The 16791-nt window shown below is 70.8% G+C and carries 14 protein-coding genes and 3 pseudogenes; 12 read left to right on the top strand and 5 right to left on the bottom strand.

Going from position 1 to position 16791, the window contains the following annotated elements; translation table 11 throughout:
- Positions 1 to 216: 216 nt before the first annotated feature.
- Both ABZX96_RS31725 and ABZX96_RS31720 read right to left on the bottom strand, forming a co-directional pair.
- A pseudogene (locus ABZX96_RS31725) lies at positions 217 to 561 on the bottom strand (IS5/IS1182 family transposase); the annotation flags it as partial.
- Between the two features lie 267 nt (positions 562 to 828).
- Positions 829 to 1281, bottom strand: a complete 453-nt coding sequence (locus tag ABZX96_RS31720; protein WP_355551040.1) for a hypothetical protein — start codon at positions 1279 to 1281, stop codon at positions 829 to 831.
- 59 nt (positions 1282 to 1340) lie between these two features.
- Between ABZX96_RS31720 and ABZX96_RS31715 the strand changes: the two genes are divergently transcribed.
- Both ABZX96_RS31715 and ABZX96_RS31710 read left to right on the top strand, forming a co-directional pair.
- Entirely contained in the window at positions 1341 to 1505 is a 165-nt protein-coding gene (locus tag ABZX96_RS31715) for a hypothetical protein (protein WP_355551038.1), read from the top strand.
- Positions 1506 to 1554: 49 nt separating this feature from the next.
- Positions 1555 to 1734 (top strand): annotated as a pseudogene (locus ABZX96_RS31710) (transposase); the annotation flags it as partial.
- A gap of 96 nt (positions 1735 to 1830) precedes the next feature.
- Here the strand turns inward: ABZX96_RS31710 and ABZX96_RS31705 are convergent.
- Positions 1831 to 2451 carry a helix-turn-helix domain-containing protein gene (locus ABZX96_RS31705; protein ID WP_355551043.1) on the bottom strand — a complete coding sequence of 207 codons (621 nt, stop codon included), beginning with the start codon at positions 2449 to 2451 and terminating at the stop codon, positions 1831 to 1833.
- Between the two features lie 249 nt (positions 2452 to 2700).
- Here ABZX96_RS31705 and ABZX96_RS31700 point away from each other — a divergent pair.
- Both ABZX96_RS31700 and ABZX96_RS31695 read left to right on the top strand, forming a co-directional pair.
- Positions 2701 to 4077, top strand: a pseudogene (locus ABZX96_RS31700) (MFS transporter); the annotation flags it as partial.
- A 347-nt stretch (positions 4078 to 4424) separates the two neighbouring features.
- Positions 4425 to 4829, top strand: coding sequence for a cupin (locus ABZX96_RS31695; protein ID WP_355551036.1), 405 nt, complete (start codon positions 4425 to 4427; stop codon positions 4827 to 4829).
- A 282-nt stretch (positions 4830 to 5111) separates the two neighbouring features.
- Here ABZX96_RS31695 and ABZX96_RS31690 read toward each other — a convergent pair whose 3' ends face one another.
- Entirely contained in the window at positions 5112 to 5888 is a 777-nt protein-coding gene (locus tag ABZX96_RS31690; protein ID WP_355551034.1) for an alpha/beta hydrolase, read from the bottom strand.
- 57 nt (positions 5889 to 5945) lie between these two features.
- On the opposite strand from ABZX96_RS31690, the gene ABZX96_RS31685 reads away from it, so the two are divergent.
- The 8 genes from ABZX96_RS31685 (at position 5946) to ABZX96_RS31650 (ending at position 16457) form a co-directional block, all read left to right on the top strand.
- The gene (locus ABZX96_RS31685; RefSeq protein WP_355551032.1) at positions 5946 to 6419 is read left to right on the top strand and encodes a MarR family transcriptional regulator; all 474 of its coding nucleotides are present in this window, start codon (positions 5946 to 5948) and stop codon (positions 6417 to 6419) included.
- Between the two features lie 395 nt (positions 6420 to 6814).
- Positions 6815 to 7183, top strand: coding sequence for a hypothetical protein (locus tag ABZX96_RS31680; RefSeq protein WP_355551030.1), 369 nt, complete (start codon positions 6815 to 6817; stop codon positions 7181 to 7183).
- Positions 7184 to 8144: 961 nt separating this feature from the next.
- Positions 8145 to 9413: a glycosyltransferase gene (locus ABZX96_RS31675; protein ID WP_355551029.1), complete on the top strand. Its 1269-nt coding sequence runs from the start codon at positions 8145 to 8147 to the stop codon at positions 9411 to 9413.
- A 318-nt stretch (positions 9414 to 9731) separates the two neighbouring features.
- Entirely contained in the window at positions 9732 to 11882 is a 2151-nt protein-coding gene (gene helR, locus ABZX96_RS31670) for an RNA polymerase recycling motor ATPase HelR (RefSeq protein ID WP_355551027.1), read from the top strand.
- Positions 11883 to 12172: 290 nt separating this feature from the next.
- Complete coding sequence (locus ABZX96_RS31665; RefSeq protein ID WP_355551025.1) at positions 12173 to 12766, top strand: TetR/AcrR family transcriptional regulator; 594 nt, start codon at positions 12173 to 12175, stop codon at positions 12764 to 12766.
- Positions 12763 to 13683 carry an alpha/beta hydrolase gene (locus ABZX96_RS31660; protein WP_355551023.1) on the top strand — a complete coding sequence of 307 codons (921 nt, stop codon included), beginning with the start codon at positions 12763 to 12765 and terminating at the stop codon, positions 13681 to 13683. The genes ABZX96_RS31665 and ABZX96_RS31660 overlap by 4 nt, the downstream gene beginning before the upstream one ends.
- Positions 13684 to 13826: 143 nt before the next feature.
- Positions 13827 to 14663, top strand: coding sequence for a hypothetical protein (locus ABZX96_RS31655; protein WP_355551021.1), 837 nt, complete (start codon positions 13827 to 13829; stop codon positions 14661 to 14663).
- Positions 14664 to 14849: 186 nt separating this feature from the next.
- Positions 14850 to 16457 (top strand): ABC-F family ATP-binding cassette domain-containing protein, encoded by a 1608-nt coding sequence (locus tag ABZX96_RS31650; protein ID WP_355551019.1) that lies wholly within the window; start codon positions 14850 to 14852, stop codon positions 16455 to 16457.
- Between the two features lie 109 nt (positions 16458 to 16566).
- Here ABZX96_RS31650 and ABZX96_RS31645 read toward each other — a convergent pair whose 3' ends face one another.
- Positions 16567 to 16764, bottom strand: a complete 198-nt coding sequence (locus ABZX96_RS31645) for a hypothetical protein (protein WP_355551017.1) — start codon at positions 16762 to 16764, stop codon at positions 16567 to 16569.
- Positions 16765 to 16791: the final 27 nt, after the last annotated feature.

Below are 16791 nucleotides of genomic sequence, written 5' to 3'. Positions count from 1 at the left end.
TTTTTTTTTGTATTTTTGTTTTTGTGGCCCCCCCCACCGGGGTGCGCGCCGCATTCGGCTTATACTTATACCCGCCCCCCGCCCTCCTCCGGGGCGGCCCCGCTGCCACCCCACGAACCGGCCTTCGGTCAGCGCCGATCTCGCCACGGCGAGAGAGGAGCGCGGAACCACTGAGCCTTTTCCACCCTCACTCTGAGCTGGTCGGATGAAGGGTGGGGACAGTCCGGCCTGGACGAGGCTTGTGATCCGGGTGGTCGAGCACCGGGGTTCGCGGAGGAGCCGCCAGGGCTTGAGGGTGGCGACGGCCTGCTCGGCGAGGGCCCGGATCTTCGCGTGGGGCCGGTTCACGGCCTGCTGGCCTGTGGAACGGCCGGTCCGCGGCGATGTGGTTGATCGGCAGGAGTGTGCCGTCCGGGAGGAGGTATGCCTTCTCCGACGCGGTCCGCACCGCGTCGGTCAGGCTGGGGGCGGGGGTGGCCAGGAGCTCGCAGTCTCGGTGACATAGCGGTAAGCCGTCGTGGTTCCGGCGCCGAACCCGACCGCGAGTTGGGCATACGTATGTGCTGACGGCGGAAAAGCCGCGTTCGCCATCGACGAGCGTTGGCCGCGCGAACTGCGGGGCGAGCACGCACGGGCCAGCGTCGTCAAGACCGTCAAGCAACTGCCCACGTAGGTAGCGCGTCCATTCACGATGACACCCCGTCCGCAGTCGGGGCGATCACGTCGCTCGGGTGGGGCCGGAGCCGACGCTCGCGCAGTCCCGATTTCTTCTCCGCACTTATGGGGATGGTCGGCCGAACGCTTCCCGCTGGGGTGGATGGGGTGCGATCACGTGCTATCGGGTCTCATTTCCGCGCTCAGAGCCTGCAAGGCGTCATCGTATTGATTCCGGTCGAACTGAAAGGGACCGAACGCCATGTAGTCGCGTTGCGGGCGGTGGGGTTGCTCGAAGGAGTCCCAGATCACGAGATCTTCTGTCACGGTGATGCGGGCCGTGAGCGGCCAGCAGCCCCACTCGCCGCATTCACAGCCGAGAACAGGTGTCTTCGGCCCCATGGCTTTGGTGGACCGTCCGTGGAAGTGGTCCGTCATCGGTCCGAACCGGAAGAACTCCGGGATCAGACCGCCGTAGGCGTCGCCTGCGGGCTGCATCCCGGCCTCGGTTTCGAACTTGTCGATCAGGTCGGTGAGCGCTTTTCCGTCGACGCATGGGATGACCTCATGCGCGTTGTCATAACCGTCGCGGCGCTGACAGTCGAACCGGATCTCATTGCTGGCCATCCCCTGATGATCCCAGGGCCCTCCTTCCCTTCTTCGCCCGGCTCGGTTGAGCTGGCACTATGCGCGGCACATCGAGGTTGATCGCCGTGCCGCCGGGTGCGCGGCGGTCGAACTGGGCGAGTTTCTCCCCGGTCACCAGCGACTTCCTGCGCCGGCCCGCGGTGGCCCCCAAGGACCGCAAGGAGGACCGCGTCGGGGCCCTGGACCTGCTGATCGCCGCCTGACCCTGGCCATGATCCAGCTCAAAGGGGACGCCGTGCGCCGACGCACCTACCCACCGACACCACCAACGCCGAGTGGGTGGTCCTGGAGCCCCTCCTGCCGGTGCCCGCCTGCCGCACCCCGCGCGGCGGGCGCCCGGAGAAGTGGCCCCGTCGCGAGATCGTGGACGCGATCCGGTATCCGACCGATTCGGGCTGCAAGTGGCGCGCGCTGCCGGCCGACTTCCCGCCGTAGCGGACCGTGAAGAACGAGATGACGTCGATGCCCAGGGCGCGGGCGAGGATCGCGGCGGGCGGCTCGGTGGCGACCACATCGGCGCCGGACCCGTCAGCCCTTCGGAAGGAGCCCGGCCACCAACGCGCGGAGCCCGTCCAGATAGGTGTCCTCGGCGGTCAGTGGCGCCCAGCGGTCCGCGACCTGTGCCAGCCGGGGGAGTTCGGCCGCGTCGAGATCGCCGAAGACCCGCTCCCGGTAGGTCGCACGGTCGTCGTCCGCGCGCCGCCGGTCCGCCGTCGTCCGGACGACGATCTCTCCGACGGTGTAGTACCAGATCGTGCGGTAACCGTGCACGGCTCGCTCGGGGGACAGGCCGCAGGCGATCAGGCCGTCCACGATCTGCTCGACGAACCACAGCGCGGAGGTGGACATCAGGTCGTCGGCGGTCAGTACCTCCACGATCCAGGGGCAGGCGGCGAGCGCCTCGTGGAGCGTGGCGGCGGTGGTGATGATCCGTTCCCGCGGGTGTGCGGGCAGTTCGGGGCGGCGCAGCGTCCGCGCGGCGTAGTCGTCCAGCAGCAGGACGAGCAGCTCTTCCTTGTTGCGGACGTGGTGGTAGAGGGCCATCGGCGTGCTGCCGACTTCCGTGGCCAGCCGCCGCATGGTCAGCCGGTGCACGCCCTCCTCGGTCACGATCCGGCGGGCCGTCTCGATGACGTCGTCGCGGGAGATACGCGGAGGTCGGCCGGGCGCCCGGCCGGAGGTTCGGCCCGGGGCTCGGCCCGGGGTTTTGTGCGGTGCTTCGCGCGGGGGTTTGGGCGGGGGGTTGCGTGGTGCTTCACGCGGGATTGCGAGCGGTGCTTCACGCGGGGTTGCGGGCGGTGCTTCACGCGGGGTTTCGCGCGGCGCGGACGGTTGCGGCATGTCCTCATCATCTCTCACCTCTCGACAGCGGCGAGCTCCCGACTGTAGTTTTCTTACATGTATAAAAACGTACGGGGGCGTCCGGGCGTGGTGCTGGCGGCGGTCGCCGTCGCCCAGTTCGCCGTCGCCCTGGACTTGTCGGTGGTCAATGTCGCGCTGCCCGCGATCCGTGACGCGCTGGGCTTCGCGCCGCTCGGCCTGTCGTGGGTCGTGCACGCCTACGCGCTCACCCTCGGCGGATTCCTGCTGCTGGGGGGCCGCGCTGGCGACCTCTACGGCCGGCGTCGGCTGTTTGTGCTCGGGCTGATCGTCTTCGGGGTGTGTTCGCTGGCGGGCGGGCTGGCCCAGGCGCCCTGGCAACTGATCGCGGCCCGCGCCGGACAGGGCCTGGGCGCCGCCGCGACCGCCCCGGCCGCGCTGGCGATGCTCACCACCACGTTCACCGAGGGGCCGTCCCGCGTGCGCGCGCTCGGCGTGTGGAGCGGGGTGAACGCCGCAGGCGGAGCGCTGGGAGTGCTGGCGGGCGGACTGCTGACCGAGTACGCGGGGTGGCGCTGGGTGATGCTGATCAACCTGCCCATCGTGGCGGTCGCCCTCGCGCTGGTCCTGACGGGCGTGCCCGCCGAAGCGCGCCCCGCCCGGCGCGAGCGGCCGGACGTGCTCGGCGCGGTCCTGGCGACCGGCGGCGTCGGGCTGCTGGTGTTCGGGGTGGTCCGCACGGACGCCGAGGGGTGGGGGTCCCCGGTCACCTGGGCGATGCTCGCCGCCGCGGTCGCGCTCCTGGCCGCCTTCGTCCTCGTCGAACACCGGGCCCCCGCCCCGCTGTTGCGCCTCGGCCTGCTGCGCAGCCGCTGGGTCGCCGGCGCCAACGTGCTGGTCTTCCTCTCCACGGCCGGGCAGTTCGCCGCCTTCTACTTCGTGTCCCTGTATATGCAGCAGGTCCTGGGCATGGGCGCCGCGGCGACCGGCGCCGCGTTCCTGCCCTTCTCCGCGAGCCTGGTCGCGGGCACCCTCGTCGCGACCCGCGTCACCGCGGCGCGCACCCCCCGGGCGTCCCTGGTACCCGGCGCCCTGCTGGCCACCGCGGGCCTGGCCTGGTTCGCCTTCATCCGCCCCGACGGCGGCTTCCTCACCGACGTACTCGGCCCCTGCGTCGTCACGGGCGTCGGCGTCGGACTCGTCATCGCCCCGATCGTCGCCGCCGCGACCACCGGCGTCACCGCCGACGAGGCCGGCATGGCCTCCGGCCTCATGAACAGCTCCCGCCAACTCGGCGGCTGCGTCGGCCTGGCCGCCTTGGCCACCCTCGCCGCGCACCGCACCGGCGCGACCCCCGGCCCCGCCGCGCTCAACGACGGCTACGCACTCGGCCTGGCGGTCGCCGCCGCCCTCTTCGCCCTCGCGGCGGTCGTGGCGATCGCCGTGCTGCCCCGTTCCCACCGGGCCGGGACGCCTGTTCCGCGATCCGACGCCCTCATGGAGAACCGGCCGGAAGGAACGCTCTGTCCCCGGGTCGGGACGCCTGTTCCGCGATCCGACGCCCTCACGGAGAACCGACCGGAAGGAACGCCCTGTCCCCGGGTCGGGACGCCTGTTCCGCGATCCGCAGCCCTCGTGGAGAACCGACTGGAAGGAACGCCCGGTCCCCGGGCCGGGACACCTGTTCCGCGATCCGCAGCCCTCGCGGAGAACCGACCGGAAGAAACGCCCGGTCCTCATGCCGGGACGCCCGTCCCGCGATCCGACGCCGCCACGGAAAACCGACTGGAAGGAACACCCTCATGACGACGATCGCCACCACCCCCATCGACCTGTTCGCCTCGGCGCTGCACATCCACCCCGGCGGCGATGTCCGCGCCGCCGGGCGACGGATGACGAGCGGCGACTCCGGCGCCTGGCAGATCGCGACGTTCCACGTGGAGACCGACGCCGACGTGCACGCCGACCACTGGGAGATGCACCCGGAGGCCGACGAAGCGGTGTGCTGTCTGACCGGCGGGTTCCGCCTCTTCCTTCGTCCGGCCGGGCCCGACGGCACCGAGGACGTGGTGCGGTTGCGGGCGGGCAGCGCGGTGATCGTTCCCCGGGGGTGCTGGCACCGGCTGGAGTTGGACGCGCCGAGCGATCTGATGTCGATCACGTTGCGGCAGGGGACCCGTTTGGAACGGCGTACCGATACGCGGTGATCGGGACGGGAGGGACAGGGGCTGTTCTGGAACCCGTCTTGAACCTTGGGGTCGCACCCGCGGGCGTAATGGGCTCGGATGCGACTGGTGAGGGTGACCGGTGAGGGTGATCGGTTGGGAGCCCCGGTTGGCGGCCAGTTGGCTGGAGAGCTGTCTGGCCGCCATTGGTGGGTCGGTGATCTCGGGGCTGATGAGTCGGCCGTGTGGTCACAAGCCCAGTGGTCACAAGCCCTGCGGTCACAAGCCCAGTGGTCGCTAGCCCTGCGGTCGCTAGCCCTGCGGTCACAAGGTGCGTAGGAAGTCTTCGAGGGCCTTGGTGAAGGCTTCCGGGCGTTCCATGTTGGGGTAGTGGGCGGTGCCGTCGATCGAGATCGCGGCGCCGCTGGGGACGGTGCGGGTGAGGCGTTCGGCCATGCCGATGTGGTCGGGTGAGTCGATGGCTCCGTTGATGGCCAGCACCGGCACGTCGATCTTGGCGACACGGTTCCACGTGTCACGGACAGGGAGGCGCAGGTCGGGCTCGTCGGGGGTGTGCTTGGACAGGGTGCCGCGGGTCATCTCGCGCAGGCGGTCGACGACCTGAGGGGCGAGATCGTCGAGGGTGCGGTGCGGGCCCGCGGCGAAGAGCGTGAATGCCTCGACGGTGGCGTCCACATCGCCGGCGGCCATCGCTGTTTGCCAGGCGGTCAGGGTTCGGGTGGTCCAGGGGTCGGTGAAGTACGGCTCACTGGTCCCGACGCCGCTGACGACCACGGCACTGACCAGTTCCGGATGCTCCAGAGCGGTGTCGACCGCGATGCTTCCCCCCATGGAGACGCCTACCAGGACCGCGGGGCCGATGCCCAAGTGCCTCAGCAGCGCGGCGAGGTCGTCGGTGTGCCGGAACGGTTCGGTGGCGTTGGTGGACCGGCCGTGGCCGCGGGCGTCGGGCGCGATGACGCGGTGCCGCGCGGCGAGGGCGGGTATCTGGTCGTCCCACATGCGGTGGTCCAGGAAGCCGCCGTGCAGCAGGACGAGGGGTGAGCCGGTGCCGGTGTCGAGCCAGAACAGATCACTCATGACAACCAAGGTGTCATTATTGGAGGAGAATGGCAACCAAGGTGCCATCATGGCGGCGTGAAGGAAACAGATCCCGACCTGCTGTCCGAAGAGCTGACGGACCGGCTCACCGAGGTGTTCGACCTGGTGGGGCCGTTGTACCGGCGCACCCACCGCAAGGTGGAGCAAGACATGTCCGCCGAGGGGCTGTCGGCGGGGGTACGGGCCGTGCTCAGCCTGCTGCGCGAGCACGGCCCGTTGACCGTCCCGCAGATGGGCCGGGCGCAGGCGCTCAGCCGCCAGTTCCTCCAGCGCATGGTCAACGACGCGGCGGCGCGAGGTCTGGTCCAGTCCGTTCCCAACCCGGCCCACAAGAGGTCATCCCTCATCCGGTTGACCGAACAGGGCCAGGCCGCCATCACCGCCGTCATCGACCGCGAACGCGCAGTGCTGCGTCAGGCCGGCGGTGACCTCACCGAAACCGAGATCGACGCCTGCCTCCGAGTCCTCTCCCGCCTCCTCGAAGTCATGGGCGATGTCGATGTCGAATGAAGTACGGCCTGTGCGGACACCGCCGGCGCTACCGTGCGGATTCGGGAAAGGGCCCCGGTCACACCGTTCCGGAAGGCTGCCGGGCGCCAAGCGAGGCCGCCGCGACAGGCGTCTTTGGTACCGGAACTTCCAGCAGACTGGGCGACATCCCGGGAATTTCGCCGAGCCCTGCTCAGCCCTTGTTCATGCGGCCATTGTGTTCGGCCTTCCTGGGGTGTTCTCCGATCCGGTGACGGGGCTTCAGGGTTCTCGAATAGCTCTCACCTCGTCCGATCGATCTGCGATGGAGATGAGGGCGAGGCGTCGGCCGCAACCGGAGACTGTGCGGCTGCTGCGCCAGCCTCGTTGAATACCATGTGGCTGCTCGAACCGATAGTTATCGAAAGGCCGATGCCATGCCCACCGCCAGATTCTTTTTCGATGCGGGTTCAGATGCGGTGCTGTGGGCGGCCCTTGAGGACTGGGAGGTGTGGGGGCAGCCGGTTGATCTGGGCCGACTACCGATCAGTCACGACCTCCGCGACGGTCTGAGCAGGCTGATAGCTCGCTACGACACGTCGTTGAACTGGGATTACCCCCCGAACCCGGGACCGTGGCGGGAAGCGGAGTGCCGCGACTTCAATGAGGCGGTACGCCAAGCGCTCGGCCGACTTCGTACCGAACTCGGCCCGGCATGGCAGATTCACGACGAGTTCTCTCCACTCCACGAAGACCCGGACCTCGACCGCTACCTGGCCGACCCGGCCGGATTTGTTCGCACCTGACTTCGCCGGACGCACTCGTCACGGCTGTGTCGCCGGCGGCGTACGCCAACGACTCGACCCGGTCGCCGCCGACTTCAGCCCGCTCGGTGCCGACCTGGTGCCGGCCGTCGAGACCGGCCCCGTGAGTTGACCACGAAGCCACGGGTTCGTCCGCCAGAACTCAGTGAATGCGCCCTCGGGGTAGTGAATCCGCCCTCGGGATCATGTCGAAGGGCCTTCAGTTACCGCGAACTCGCGGAATTCACGACACGGAAGTTTCTTGCCCGCGTCGCATCCGGAAGTAGGTGTCGGGACGGTGGCGACGACCGCGACGGACCGCGAATCGATCCCCGCTGCCATGGGACGCGGGGAGTTTCCCACGTCTGGTCGGGGTGCCTCACCATCGGCGAGTACAGCCGGGAGCCGGGAGCCGAGAGCCGAGCACTGAGACCCGAGCACTGAGACCCGAGGTCCGGGAGTCGGGAGGCGGGACCTCGCGTGTCTGCCGGGGCAGTGCGCCGAATCGGATCGTGCCGGCCACGCCACGCCGCCACATGACGGAGACCTTTGTCGTGACGCAGTCCTTTGCCATGACGTGACGGATGCCTTTGACCAGGTGGGGCGCTGCTGGACGGTCCCGGCTCGGTAAGCCCGGACGCCATCGCCTGACGGCCCCACCGGTTCCGCCTGCCCATAGCGAACCGTCCAGAGCGAACCGTCCATAGCGAACCGGCCGCAGCGGACCGTCCATAGCGGACGACGCCCGGCAAAGGCCGCAAAAGACAAAGGCAAGGAGGTCACACTCTCCTTGCCACTCTTAATTTATAGCGCACAGGGGGCCTTGCGGCAAGGCCCCGGTCGTGCCGCAGAATCACCCGCCGAGGCCGGAATCCACGGCACGCCGAGATCGGAATCCGGGGAAAGCCCAGGCTTGGAATTCGTGAAACGCCAGGGCCGGAATCCGCGGAATGGGAGTCGCGAAATGCGTGTGTTGTTGTCGACGTACGGGTCGCGCGGGGACGTCGAACCGCTGGCGGCGCTCGCGGTGCGGTTGCGGGCTCGCGGCGCGGAGGTGCGGGTGTGCGCGCCGCCGGATCAGGAGTTCGTGGACCTGCTGGCCGGTGTCGGCGTGCCGCTCGTCCCTGTCGGCCGGTCGGCGCGGGCGCTGACGACGGCGGCGCCGCGGCCGTCGTCCCTGCCCGAGCGCGCGGCCGAGTTGATCGCCGACCAATTCGAGGCCGTCGCCGCGGCGGCCGAGGGGTGCGACGTGCTGGTGGCGACCGGTGTGCTGCCGGCCGCGGCCGGAGCGCTGTCCGTGGCCGAGAAACTGGGCATCCGCTCCGTATCCGTCACCTTCCAGCAGCTCACGCTGCCGTCGCGGCACCGTCCGCCGCTGGCGTATCCCGGCAGGCCCTTCCCGCCGGAGGTGACGGACAACCGGGAGCTGTGGGAGCTGGACGCGCGGAGCATCGACGCGCTGTTCGGCGCGGCGCTCAACACCAACCGGGCCTCCTTCGGCCTGCCTCCGGTGGACGACGTCCGCGCCTACGTCCTCGGCGACCGGCCGTGGCTGGCGACGGACCCGACGCTGGACCCGTGGCGGCCCACGGACCTCGACGTCGTACAGACCGGCGCGTGGGTCCTGCCCGACGAACGTCCGCTGCCCGCGGAGTTGGTGGCGTTCCTGGACGCGGGCGTGCCACCGGTGTACGTGGGCTTCGGCAGCATGCCCCTGCACGCGTCGCCGGACGCCGCCCGGGTGACCATCGAGGCGATCCGCGCGCAGGGCCACCGCGTACTCGTCCGGCGTGGCTGGGCCGGGCTGGATCTGATCGACGACGGGGACGACTGTTTCGCCGTCGGCGAGGTCAACCATCAGGCGCTGTTCGGGCGGGTGGCCGCCGTCGTCCACCACGGCGGCGCGGGCACCACGACGACGGCCACCCGGGCCGGCGTGCCGCAGGTGGTGGTGCCCCAGGCGGCGGATCAGCCGTACTGGGCGGGCCGGGTCGCCGAGCTGGGCATCGGCGCGGCACACGATGGGCCGACTCCCACTTTCGCCTCGTTGTCGGGTGCGTTGCGGACGGCCCTGACGCCCGAGACCCGCGCCCGCGCTAGAGCTGTGGCCGGGACCGTACGCACCGACGGGGCGACGGTGGCCACGGGACTCCTGCTTGACGAGCTCAGCCGGGAGCCGGGTACGGCGGCCGGTGCTCGTACGGAGCGGGAAGGACGGCCGACGCGCGCCTGAACCATGCGGGATCGCGGCAACCACGCAGGATCGCGGCGCCGCGCCCTGGAACGGCCAGGACACACGAACACCCGTAAACCCCGGCAACCGCCCCGACGACCCAACGACCCGGCGACCCAAACCGACGAACCGACGACCCGGCGCTCCGGCAAACCGCCCCCCAACCGAACCCACCCAGCCCGAGCCCAACTCGTCACAACTCGTCCCCGAATGCGACACACCGCCCCTCCAACCCCCCACCGCGCGCAACCCCCGCAACCCCCGAAATCCTCGCAACCACCACAAACCACCCCCCACAACAGCCCCAAGGACAAAAACATGCCCCCCCTCACCACCAGCGTCTTCGACCTCCCCGACCGCCTTTCCCCCAAAGCCGACCCCACCCTCATAGCCGACGACGAGGAGCACTTCGCCGCCATCGCCGAGAGCCTTGAGCAGACGATCGCCGAGCTCTCCGACCGCCTCGACGCGGAGCGCAAAGCACCCGGTGGCGCGGGTCGGCAGGCGATGGACCGGGATGCGGAGGTCCACCGGCTGGCCGCGCGCCTGCGCGCACTGCGTCGCTTCGGGCTGGACCTGTGCCTCGGACGCATGGTCGGTGCGGACGACGACGAGCCCGTGTACGTCGGACGGCTCGGCCTCACGGACAGCACCGGTCGCCGGCTGCTGCTCGACTGGCGTTCGCCCGCGGCCGAGCCGTTCTTCGGCGCCACCCACGCCAACCCGATGGGACTGGCGAGCCGCCGCAGGTACCGCTGGGCCCGCGGCCGGATCAACGACTACTGGGACGAGGTGTTCACCCAGGGCGGGCTCGTCGGGCACGCCGCGCTCGACGACCAGTCCGCCTTCATCGCCAGCCTGGGCGGCAACCGGTCGGCGCGGATGCGCGACGTGCTCGGCACCATCCAGGCCGACCAGGACGCGATCATCCGCGCCGGGTCCCGTGGTGCTCTCGTCGTCGACGGCGGCCCGGGGACGGGGAAGACCGTCGTCGCGCTGCACCGTTCCGCCTACCTCCTCTACTCCGACCCGCGCCTCGGGCACCGTCGGGGCGGCGTGCTGTTCGTCGGTCCGCACCAGCCCTACCTGGCCTACGTCGCCGACGTCCTGCCCAGCCTCGGCGAGGAGGGCGTGCAGACCTGCACGCTGCGGGATCTCGTCGCCGAGGGAGCCGAGGCGACGGTCGAGGCCGATCCGGACGTGGCCGCGCTGAAGTCGTCAGCAGACATGGTGGTGCGCGCGATCGAGACGGCCGTCCGGTTCTACGAGGAGCCGCCCGCCGAGGGGATGACGGTCACGACCGACTGGGCCGACCTCTGGCTGAGCGCCGAGGACTGGGCCGAGGCGTTCGACGCCCCGGAACCCGGCACACCGCACAACGAGGCGCGCGAGCAGATCTGGGAGGCGCTGGTCACGATCCTGCTGGACAAGCTCGACGGCGACGTGCCACCCGACCTCTTCCGCAGGTCGTTGCTGCGGGACGAGGAGTTCGTCACCACCCTCCACCGCGCCTGGCCGTTGCTCGAAGCGGCCGATCTGGTCGGAGACCTGTGGACGGTCCCCGCCTACCTGCGGCTGTGCGCCCCCTGGCTCAGCCGGGACGAGGCGCGCGCGTTGCGGCGCACGGACCCCCAGGCTTGGACGGTGTCCGACCTGCCGCTCCTGGACGCGGCCCGGCAGCGGCTCGGCGACCCGGAGGCGGCCCGGCGCAAGCGCCGGCAGCGAGCCGCCATCGCCGCCGAACGCGCCCGCATGGCCGACGTCATCGACAACGTGCTCGCCGCCGACGACGACGGCGAAGCCGCGATCACCATGCTGCGAGGCCAGGACCTGCGGGACACCCTGGTCGACAAGACCGCCTTGCCCACCGCCGAACCCGACCTGCTCGCCGGCCCGTTCGCGCACATCGTCGTGGACGAGGCCCAGGAACTGACCGACGCCGAATGGCAGATGCTCCTGCTGCGCTGCCCGTCCCGGAGCTTCACCATCGTCGGGGACCGCGCCCAGGCCCGGCACGGGTTCACCGAGTCGTGGCGGGAACGGCTGGAGCGGATCGGGCTCGACCGGATCACCGTCGCCTCCCTGAGCATCAACTACCGGACGCCGGAAGAGGTCATGACGGAAGCCGAGCCGGTCATCCGGGCCGCGCTCCCGGACGCCAATGTGCCGACCTCCATCCGCAGCGGCGGCGTCCCCGTCACCCACGGGTCCACCGCCGACCTCGGCCCGATCCTCGGCACCTGGCTCGCCGAACACGCCGACGGGATCGCCTGCGTCATCGGCGCTCCCGCATTCCGCGCGACGCCCCGCGTGCGGTCGCTGACCCCGGAGCTGTCGAAGGGGCTGGAGTTCGACCTGGTCGTCCTCGTCGACCCGCAGGAGTTCGGCGAGGGCATCGAGGGGGCGGTCGACCGCTATGTCGCGATGACCCGGGCTACTCAGCGACTTGTCGTGCTGACGAGTTCCTGATGATGACGGGGCCGCTTGTGGTGTGTGAGGGCGATCCGGCCACTCGTCATGCTGACGGGCTCGTGACGGCGCCTCGGCCACTCGTCATGCTCACGGGCTCCTGACGCCCGCCGGGGAACTCGTTGTCGTCGCGAACTCCTGACGACGACGGAGCACCTGGGAAGCCATCGGGGCTCGGGGTGTCCATGGAGGCCCCTGGCGAGTGCCGAGCCAGTGCGGAACGTTTTTCCGTTGCGTCCCTAGGGCCCCTAGGATAAAACTAGGACCCCTAGGAAACTCAAGGAGGGCGCATGGCGCGGGCCGGGCTGACGGCGGAGCGGGTGACGATCGCGGGTGCCGAGCTGGCGGACGAGGTCGGGCTCGACCGGGTGACCATGTCGCAGGTGGCGCGGCGGCTCGGCGTGAAGGACGCGAGCCTCTACGCCCACGTCCGCAACCTGGAGGATCTGCGCGGCCGGATCGCGCTGCTGGCGGCGGACGAGAAGACCATCCGCATCGCGGAGGCGACCGCCGGGCGGGCGGGCAAGGACGCGCTGATCGCGTTCGCGAACGCCTGGCGGGAGTACGCCCACCGGCATCCCGGCCGCTACACGGCGACGCAGACCCCGATGCAGATCGACCCCGAGCTCGTCGCGGCGGCGCCCGGGCCGCGGCGCGCGGTCGAGCTGACCTACGGCATGTTGCGCGGCTACGGACTCGCCGAGCCCGACCTGACCGACGCGGTCCGGCTGCTGCGCAGCACGTTCCACGGGTTCGTCGCCCTGGAGGCCGCGGGCGGCTTCGCGCACGCGCGCTCGCCGCAGGACTCCTGGGTGCGCGCCCTCGACGCCCTGCACGCCCTCCTGGAGCACTGGCCCCCGTCCGGAGAAGGAGACCCCTCATGACCACCCCGACCACCGGCAGCCTGCGCGTGGACGGCGCGACCTTGCACTACGAGGTGCGCGGTCAAGGCCCGTTGCTGCTCCTCGTCCCCGGCGGGGCGGGCGGCGCGGCCTCCTTCGACGCCATCGCCGACGACTTGGCCGCGGAGTACACCGTCGCCACCTACGATCCGCGCGGGATATCCCGCAGCCCGCTGGACGACCCCGAGGTCGAACAGCGCGTGCCCGAGCACGCCGAGGACGCGCTGCGCGTGCTGGACCTGCTCTCGTCCGGTGAGCCCGCCCGGGTGTGCGGCATCAGCTCGGGCGCCATTGCCGCTTTGCATCTGCTCATCACCCACCCCGAACGCGTCGCACGCCTCGTGGCGCACGAACCGCCGCTGGTGGAAGTCCTGCCGGACGTCGCCGAACACCGTGCGCTCCTCGCCCGCGTGCGGGCGACGTTCGAGGCCGAAGGGCTCATGCCGGCGATGTCCGTGTTCGCCGCGGGGCTGAAGAAGGACGGCGACACGAACGAGCCGGAGCAGAAGCAGAAGCAGAAGCAGAAGCAGAAGCAGAAGCAGAAGCCGGAGCAGAAGCCTGCGCCGGAGCAGGCGCCGGAGCCCGAGATCAAGCTTCCGCCCCAGGCGGCGGCGCGCGCCGAGCAGACGATGGCCAACCTGCCGTACTTCATCGGGCGCATCGTGCCCGGCTTCATGTCCTACGCCCCGGACGTCGACCGGCTGGCGGCGCTGTCGGACCGGCTCGTACTCGCCTGCGGCCAGGACTCGCGCGGCGAACTGCCCTACCGCCCGGCCGCCCTGCTGGCCGAGCGCCTGGGCACGGAACTCCGGCACTTTCCCGGCGGGCACACCGGCCTGACCACGCACCCCGACGAGTTCGGGGCGGCCCTGCGGAAGGCCCTGCACGCCGCGGCCTGAATTCCGCCGCCCGCCCCGGCCGACTCCCGCGCGGGACAGCCACGGGTAGGCGGCCGGGTGCGGGCTGCCGTACGTGGTCATGGCACCATCCCGACGACCGGCATCGGTGACAGAACAGCCGGACGACCAGGAGGAGTGTGCGGATGGTGCTGCGCGTGCGTGGTGTCGTGTTGCCCGAACGGGAAGAGCGGACCTTCTGGATCGACGACGGGGGAGTGCTGCGCACCGAACCGGTCGCGGGGGCCGAGACGGTCGTGGACGGGGGATGGCTGCTGCCCGGACTCGTCGACACCCACACCCATCCCGGTACGGACGCCCTCGATGTCCCGTTCAGCGACGGGCAGTTGCGCAAGGACCTGCTCGATCACCGCGACGCGGGCGTCCTCCTCGTACGGACGCCGGGTACGGCCGCCCGGATGCCCGCCTGGGTGGACGGCGATGTGGAGCTTCCCCGGGTCCGTTCGGCCGGGCGCTGGCTGGCGACCCCGGGCCGGTTCTTCCCCGGCGTCGGGCGGGACATCGAGCTCAAGGACCTGACGGCGGCGGCCGTCGAGGAGGCACGGGCCTCCGGCGGCTGGTGCAAGGTCGTCGGCGACTGGCGGTGGGACGACGCCCCGGTGCCGTTGGAACTGCTGTCGGCCACCGTCGAGGCGGTGCACGCCGCCGGCGGCAAGGTGGCGGTGCACTGCCAAACCGAGGAGGGCAGCCGTAACGCGGTGCTGGCCGGGGCCGACAGTCTGGAGCACGGGATGCACCTCCCCGCCGAGCTGCTGGACCGGATGGCGGCGCAGGGCACGGCCCTCGTCCCCACCCTGTCGGTGTTCGCGGGGAGCGCGCGGCGCACCAGGCGGGCAGTTGAGACGTCCGCACCGCGCGCCGCGGAGGCGCCGCGCCCGCGACGCCGGGGTGCCGGCCTCCGTACGGGTTCCCTCCCGCCGCGAGTTGCTATACGCTGTAAAAGAACTTGTCGCCGTTCATAGGAGAAGGCTGTTGCTCTTCTGAGGTCTTGAAGACACCACGGCGCCCCGTCGCAGGGGCCGTTCCCGGCGGTTCCCCGGCCTGTTTCCCGGCCGGCTGTGCCTACCGCCTCTCCCCCGCCCAGCGGGTTTCCGCGTGCTGTCTTCCCCTTCCGCGTCGAGACCACGAACGCTCACGGAGGACCTCTTATGTCTATGTCAACCACGTCTGTCGTCTGCTCCGACCTCTCCTTCTCCTGGCCGGACGGCACCCCCGCGTTCACCGACTTCAACCTGGTCATCGGCCCCGGCCGGACCGGACTGATCGGAGTCAACGGCTCCGGGAAGTCCACGCTGCTGCGCCTGATCGCCGGAGAGCTCCTCCCCGGCCGGGGCTCGGTGAAGGTCAGCGGGGAGTTCGGCTACGTCCCCCAGAACGTCACCCTGGACACCGAGCTCAGCGTCGAGGCGGCGCTGGGAATCGCGACCGCCCGGGCAGCTCTGCGCGCCATCGAGGCGGGGGACGCCAGCGAGGAGAACTTCACCCTCGTCGGTGACGACTGGGACGTCGAGGAGCGCGCCCGCGCGACCCTCGACCGGCTCGGACTGGACCACGTCGACCTGGACCGCCGCATCGGCGAGCTGTCCGGCGGCGAGTCCGTGCTGCTGCGCCTGGCCGCCGAGCTGCTGCGCCGGCCCCAGGTACTGCTGCTGGACGAGCCGACCAACAACCTCGACCTGAACGCGCGCCGCAGGCTCTACGACGCCGTCGCCTCCTGGAAGGGCGCGATGTTGATCGTCAGCCACGACCGCGAACTACTGGAGACGGTCGACCAGATCGCCGACCTGCGATCGGGCGAAGTGCGCTGGTACGGCGGCAACTTCAGCGCGTACCAGGAAGCCCTGGCCGTGGAGCAGGAAGCGGCCGAGCGGATGATCCGCGTTGCCGAGGCCGACCTGCGGCGGCAGAAGCGCGAGCTGGCCGACGCCCGGATCAAGCTCGACCGGCGCATCCGCTACGGCAAGAAGATGTACGACACCAAGCGCGAACCCAAGGTGGTGATGAACGAACGCAAGCGGCAGGCCCAGGTGGCCGCGGGCAAGCACCGCAATATGCACCTCGAGAAGCTAGAAGAGGCCAAGGAACGACTCGGAGAGGCGGAAGAGGCCGTACGCGACGACAGCGAGATCCGCATCGACCTGCCCCAGACCGCCGTTCCGGCGGGGCGCACGGTGCTGACGCTCACCGAGGTGGAGACGCTCTACGGAGGACGTGCCCACTTCGAAGTCCGCGGTCCGGAACGCATCGCCCTGGTCGGCCGCAACGGAGCGGGCAAGAGCACCTTGCTGCGCACGATCGCCGGGGAGCTGGAGCCGGTGTCGGGCGAGGTCGCCACCGCCGTCCCGATGCGGTATCTGCCCCAGCGGCTCGACGTCCTCGACGAGGAGCTGACGGTCGCGCAGAACGTCGCCCGGTTCGCCCCCGCGGCGGCGGACAACGCCGTTCGCGCCCGGCTGGCGAGGTTCCTCTTCCGTGGCCGGCGCGCCGACCAGCAGGTGTCGACGCTCTCCGGCGGCGAACGCTTCCGGGCGACGCTGGCGGCGCTGATGCTGGCCGAGCCCCCGCCACAGCTGCTGCTGCTGGACGAGCCGACCAACAACCTCGACTTGGCCAGTGTCCGCCAGCTCTCCACGGCCCTGGAGTCCTACCGCGGTGCCCTGGTCATCGCCAGTCACGACGTGGCGTTCCTCCGTGAGCTGGGCATCACCCGCTGGCTCCACCTGGACGGCGAGATCAGGGCCATCGACCCTCTGTAGGGGTGCTGCACGTCGCGGCCTGCGGCCGCGCTCGGCTTCAACGCGCGGTGTGCGCCTGACGCGGAGGCCGGCCGCAGACCGTTCCGGCGTTCGGTTGTGATCACCAGGGTCACGGGGCGGCGCCGTGGGCGGGCCGGCTCAGCCACGCGGCTGCACAGGCGCCCTGCGGGCCGTGCGGGGCCAGCAGGTAGGTCCCCTGGGTGAGTACCTTCACCCCTTGGGGTGCGGCCGGGGTGCGTGGCCCGGCGGCCAGCCATCCCGGCACCGGCAGCAGGTCCCGCACTGCTGCCCACTCGGCATCGCTCATGTCCGAGCCGTACCGGGGGTTGCCTGC

Origin of the sequence: Streptomyces sp. NPDC003077 (genome assembly GCF_040611095.1) — a bacterium.
GTDB lineage: Bacteria > Actinomycetota > Actinomycetes > Streptomycetales > Streptomycetaceae > Streptomyces.
Note: the sequence above shows the minus strand (reverse complement) of the source record. Positions and strands in the feature narration are given on the sequence as shown.

Excerpts from the sequence above, each read along its gene's own strand:
- ABZX96_RS31680 (WP_355551030.1), top strand. The coding sequence starts at position 6,815 with ATGCCCACCGCCAGATTCTTTTTCGATGCGGGTTCAGATGCGGTGCTG.
- ABZX96_RS31655 (WP_355551021.1), top strand. The coding sequence starts at position 13,827 with ATGGTGCTGCGCGTGCGTGGTGTCGTGTTGCCCGAACGGGAAGAGCGG.
- ABZX96_RS31695 (WP_355551036.1), top strand. The coding sequence starts at position 4,425 with ATGACGACGATCGCCACCACCCCCATCGACCTGTTCGCCTCGGCGCTG.
- ABZX96_RS31720 (WP_355551040.1), bottom strand. The coding sequence starts at position 1,281 with ATGGCCAGCAATGAGATCCGGTTCGACTGTCAGCGCCGCGACGGTTAT.
- ABZX96_RS31665 (WP_355551025.1), top strand. The coding sequence starts at position 12,173 with ATGGCGCGGGCCGGGCTGACGGCGGAGCGGGTGACGATCGCGGGTGCC.
- ABZX96_RS31675 (WP_355551029.1), top strand. The coding sequence starts at position 8,145 with ATGCGTGTGTTGTTGTCGACGTACGGGTCGCGCGGGGACGTCGAACCG.
- ABZX96_RS31690 (WP_355551034.1), bottom strand. The coding sequence starts at position 5,888 with ATGAGTGATCTGTTCTGGCTCGACACCGGCACCGGCTCACCCCTCGTC.
- helR (WP_355551027.1), top strand. The coding sequence starts at position 9,732 with ATGCCCCCCCTCACCACCAGCGTCTTCGACCTCCCCGACCGCCTTTCC.
- ABZX96_RS31715 (WP_355551038.1), top strand. The coding sequence starts at position 1,341 with ATGCGCGGCACATCGAGGTTGATCGCCGTGCCGCCGGGTGCGCGGCGG.
- ABZX96_RS31645 (WP_355551017.1), bottom strand. The coding sequence starts at position 16,764 with ATGAGCGATGCCGAGTGGGCAGCAGTGCGGGACCTGCTGCCGGTGCCG.
- ABZX96_RS31650 (WP_355551019.1), top strand. The coding sequence starts at position 14,850 with ATGTCTATGTCAACCACGTCTGTCGTCTGCTCCGACCTCTCCTTCTCC.
- ABZX96_RS31660 (WP_355551023.1), top strand. The coding sequence starts at position 12,763 with ATGACCACCCCGACCACCGGCAGCCTGCGCGTGGACGGCGCGACCTTG.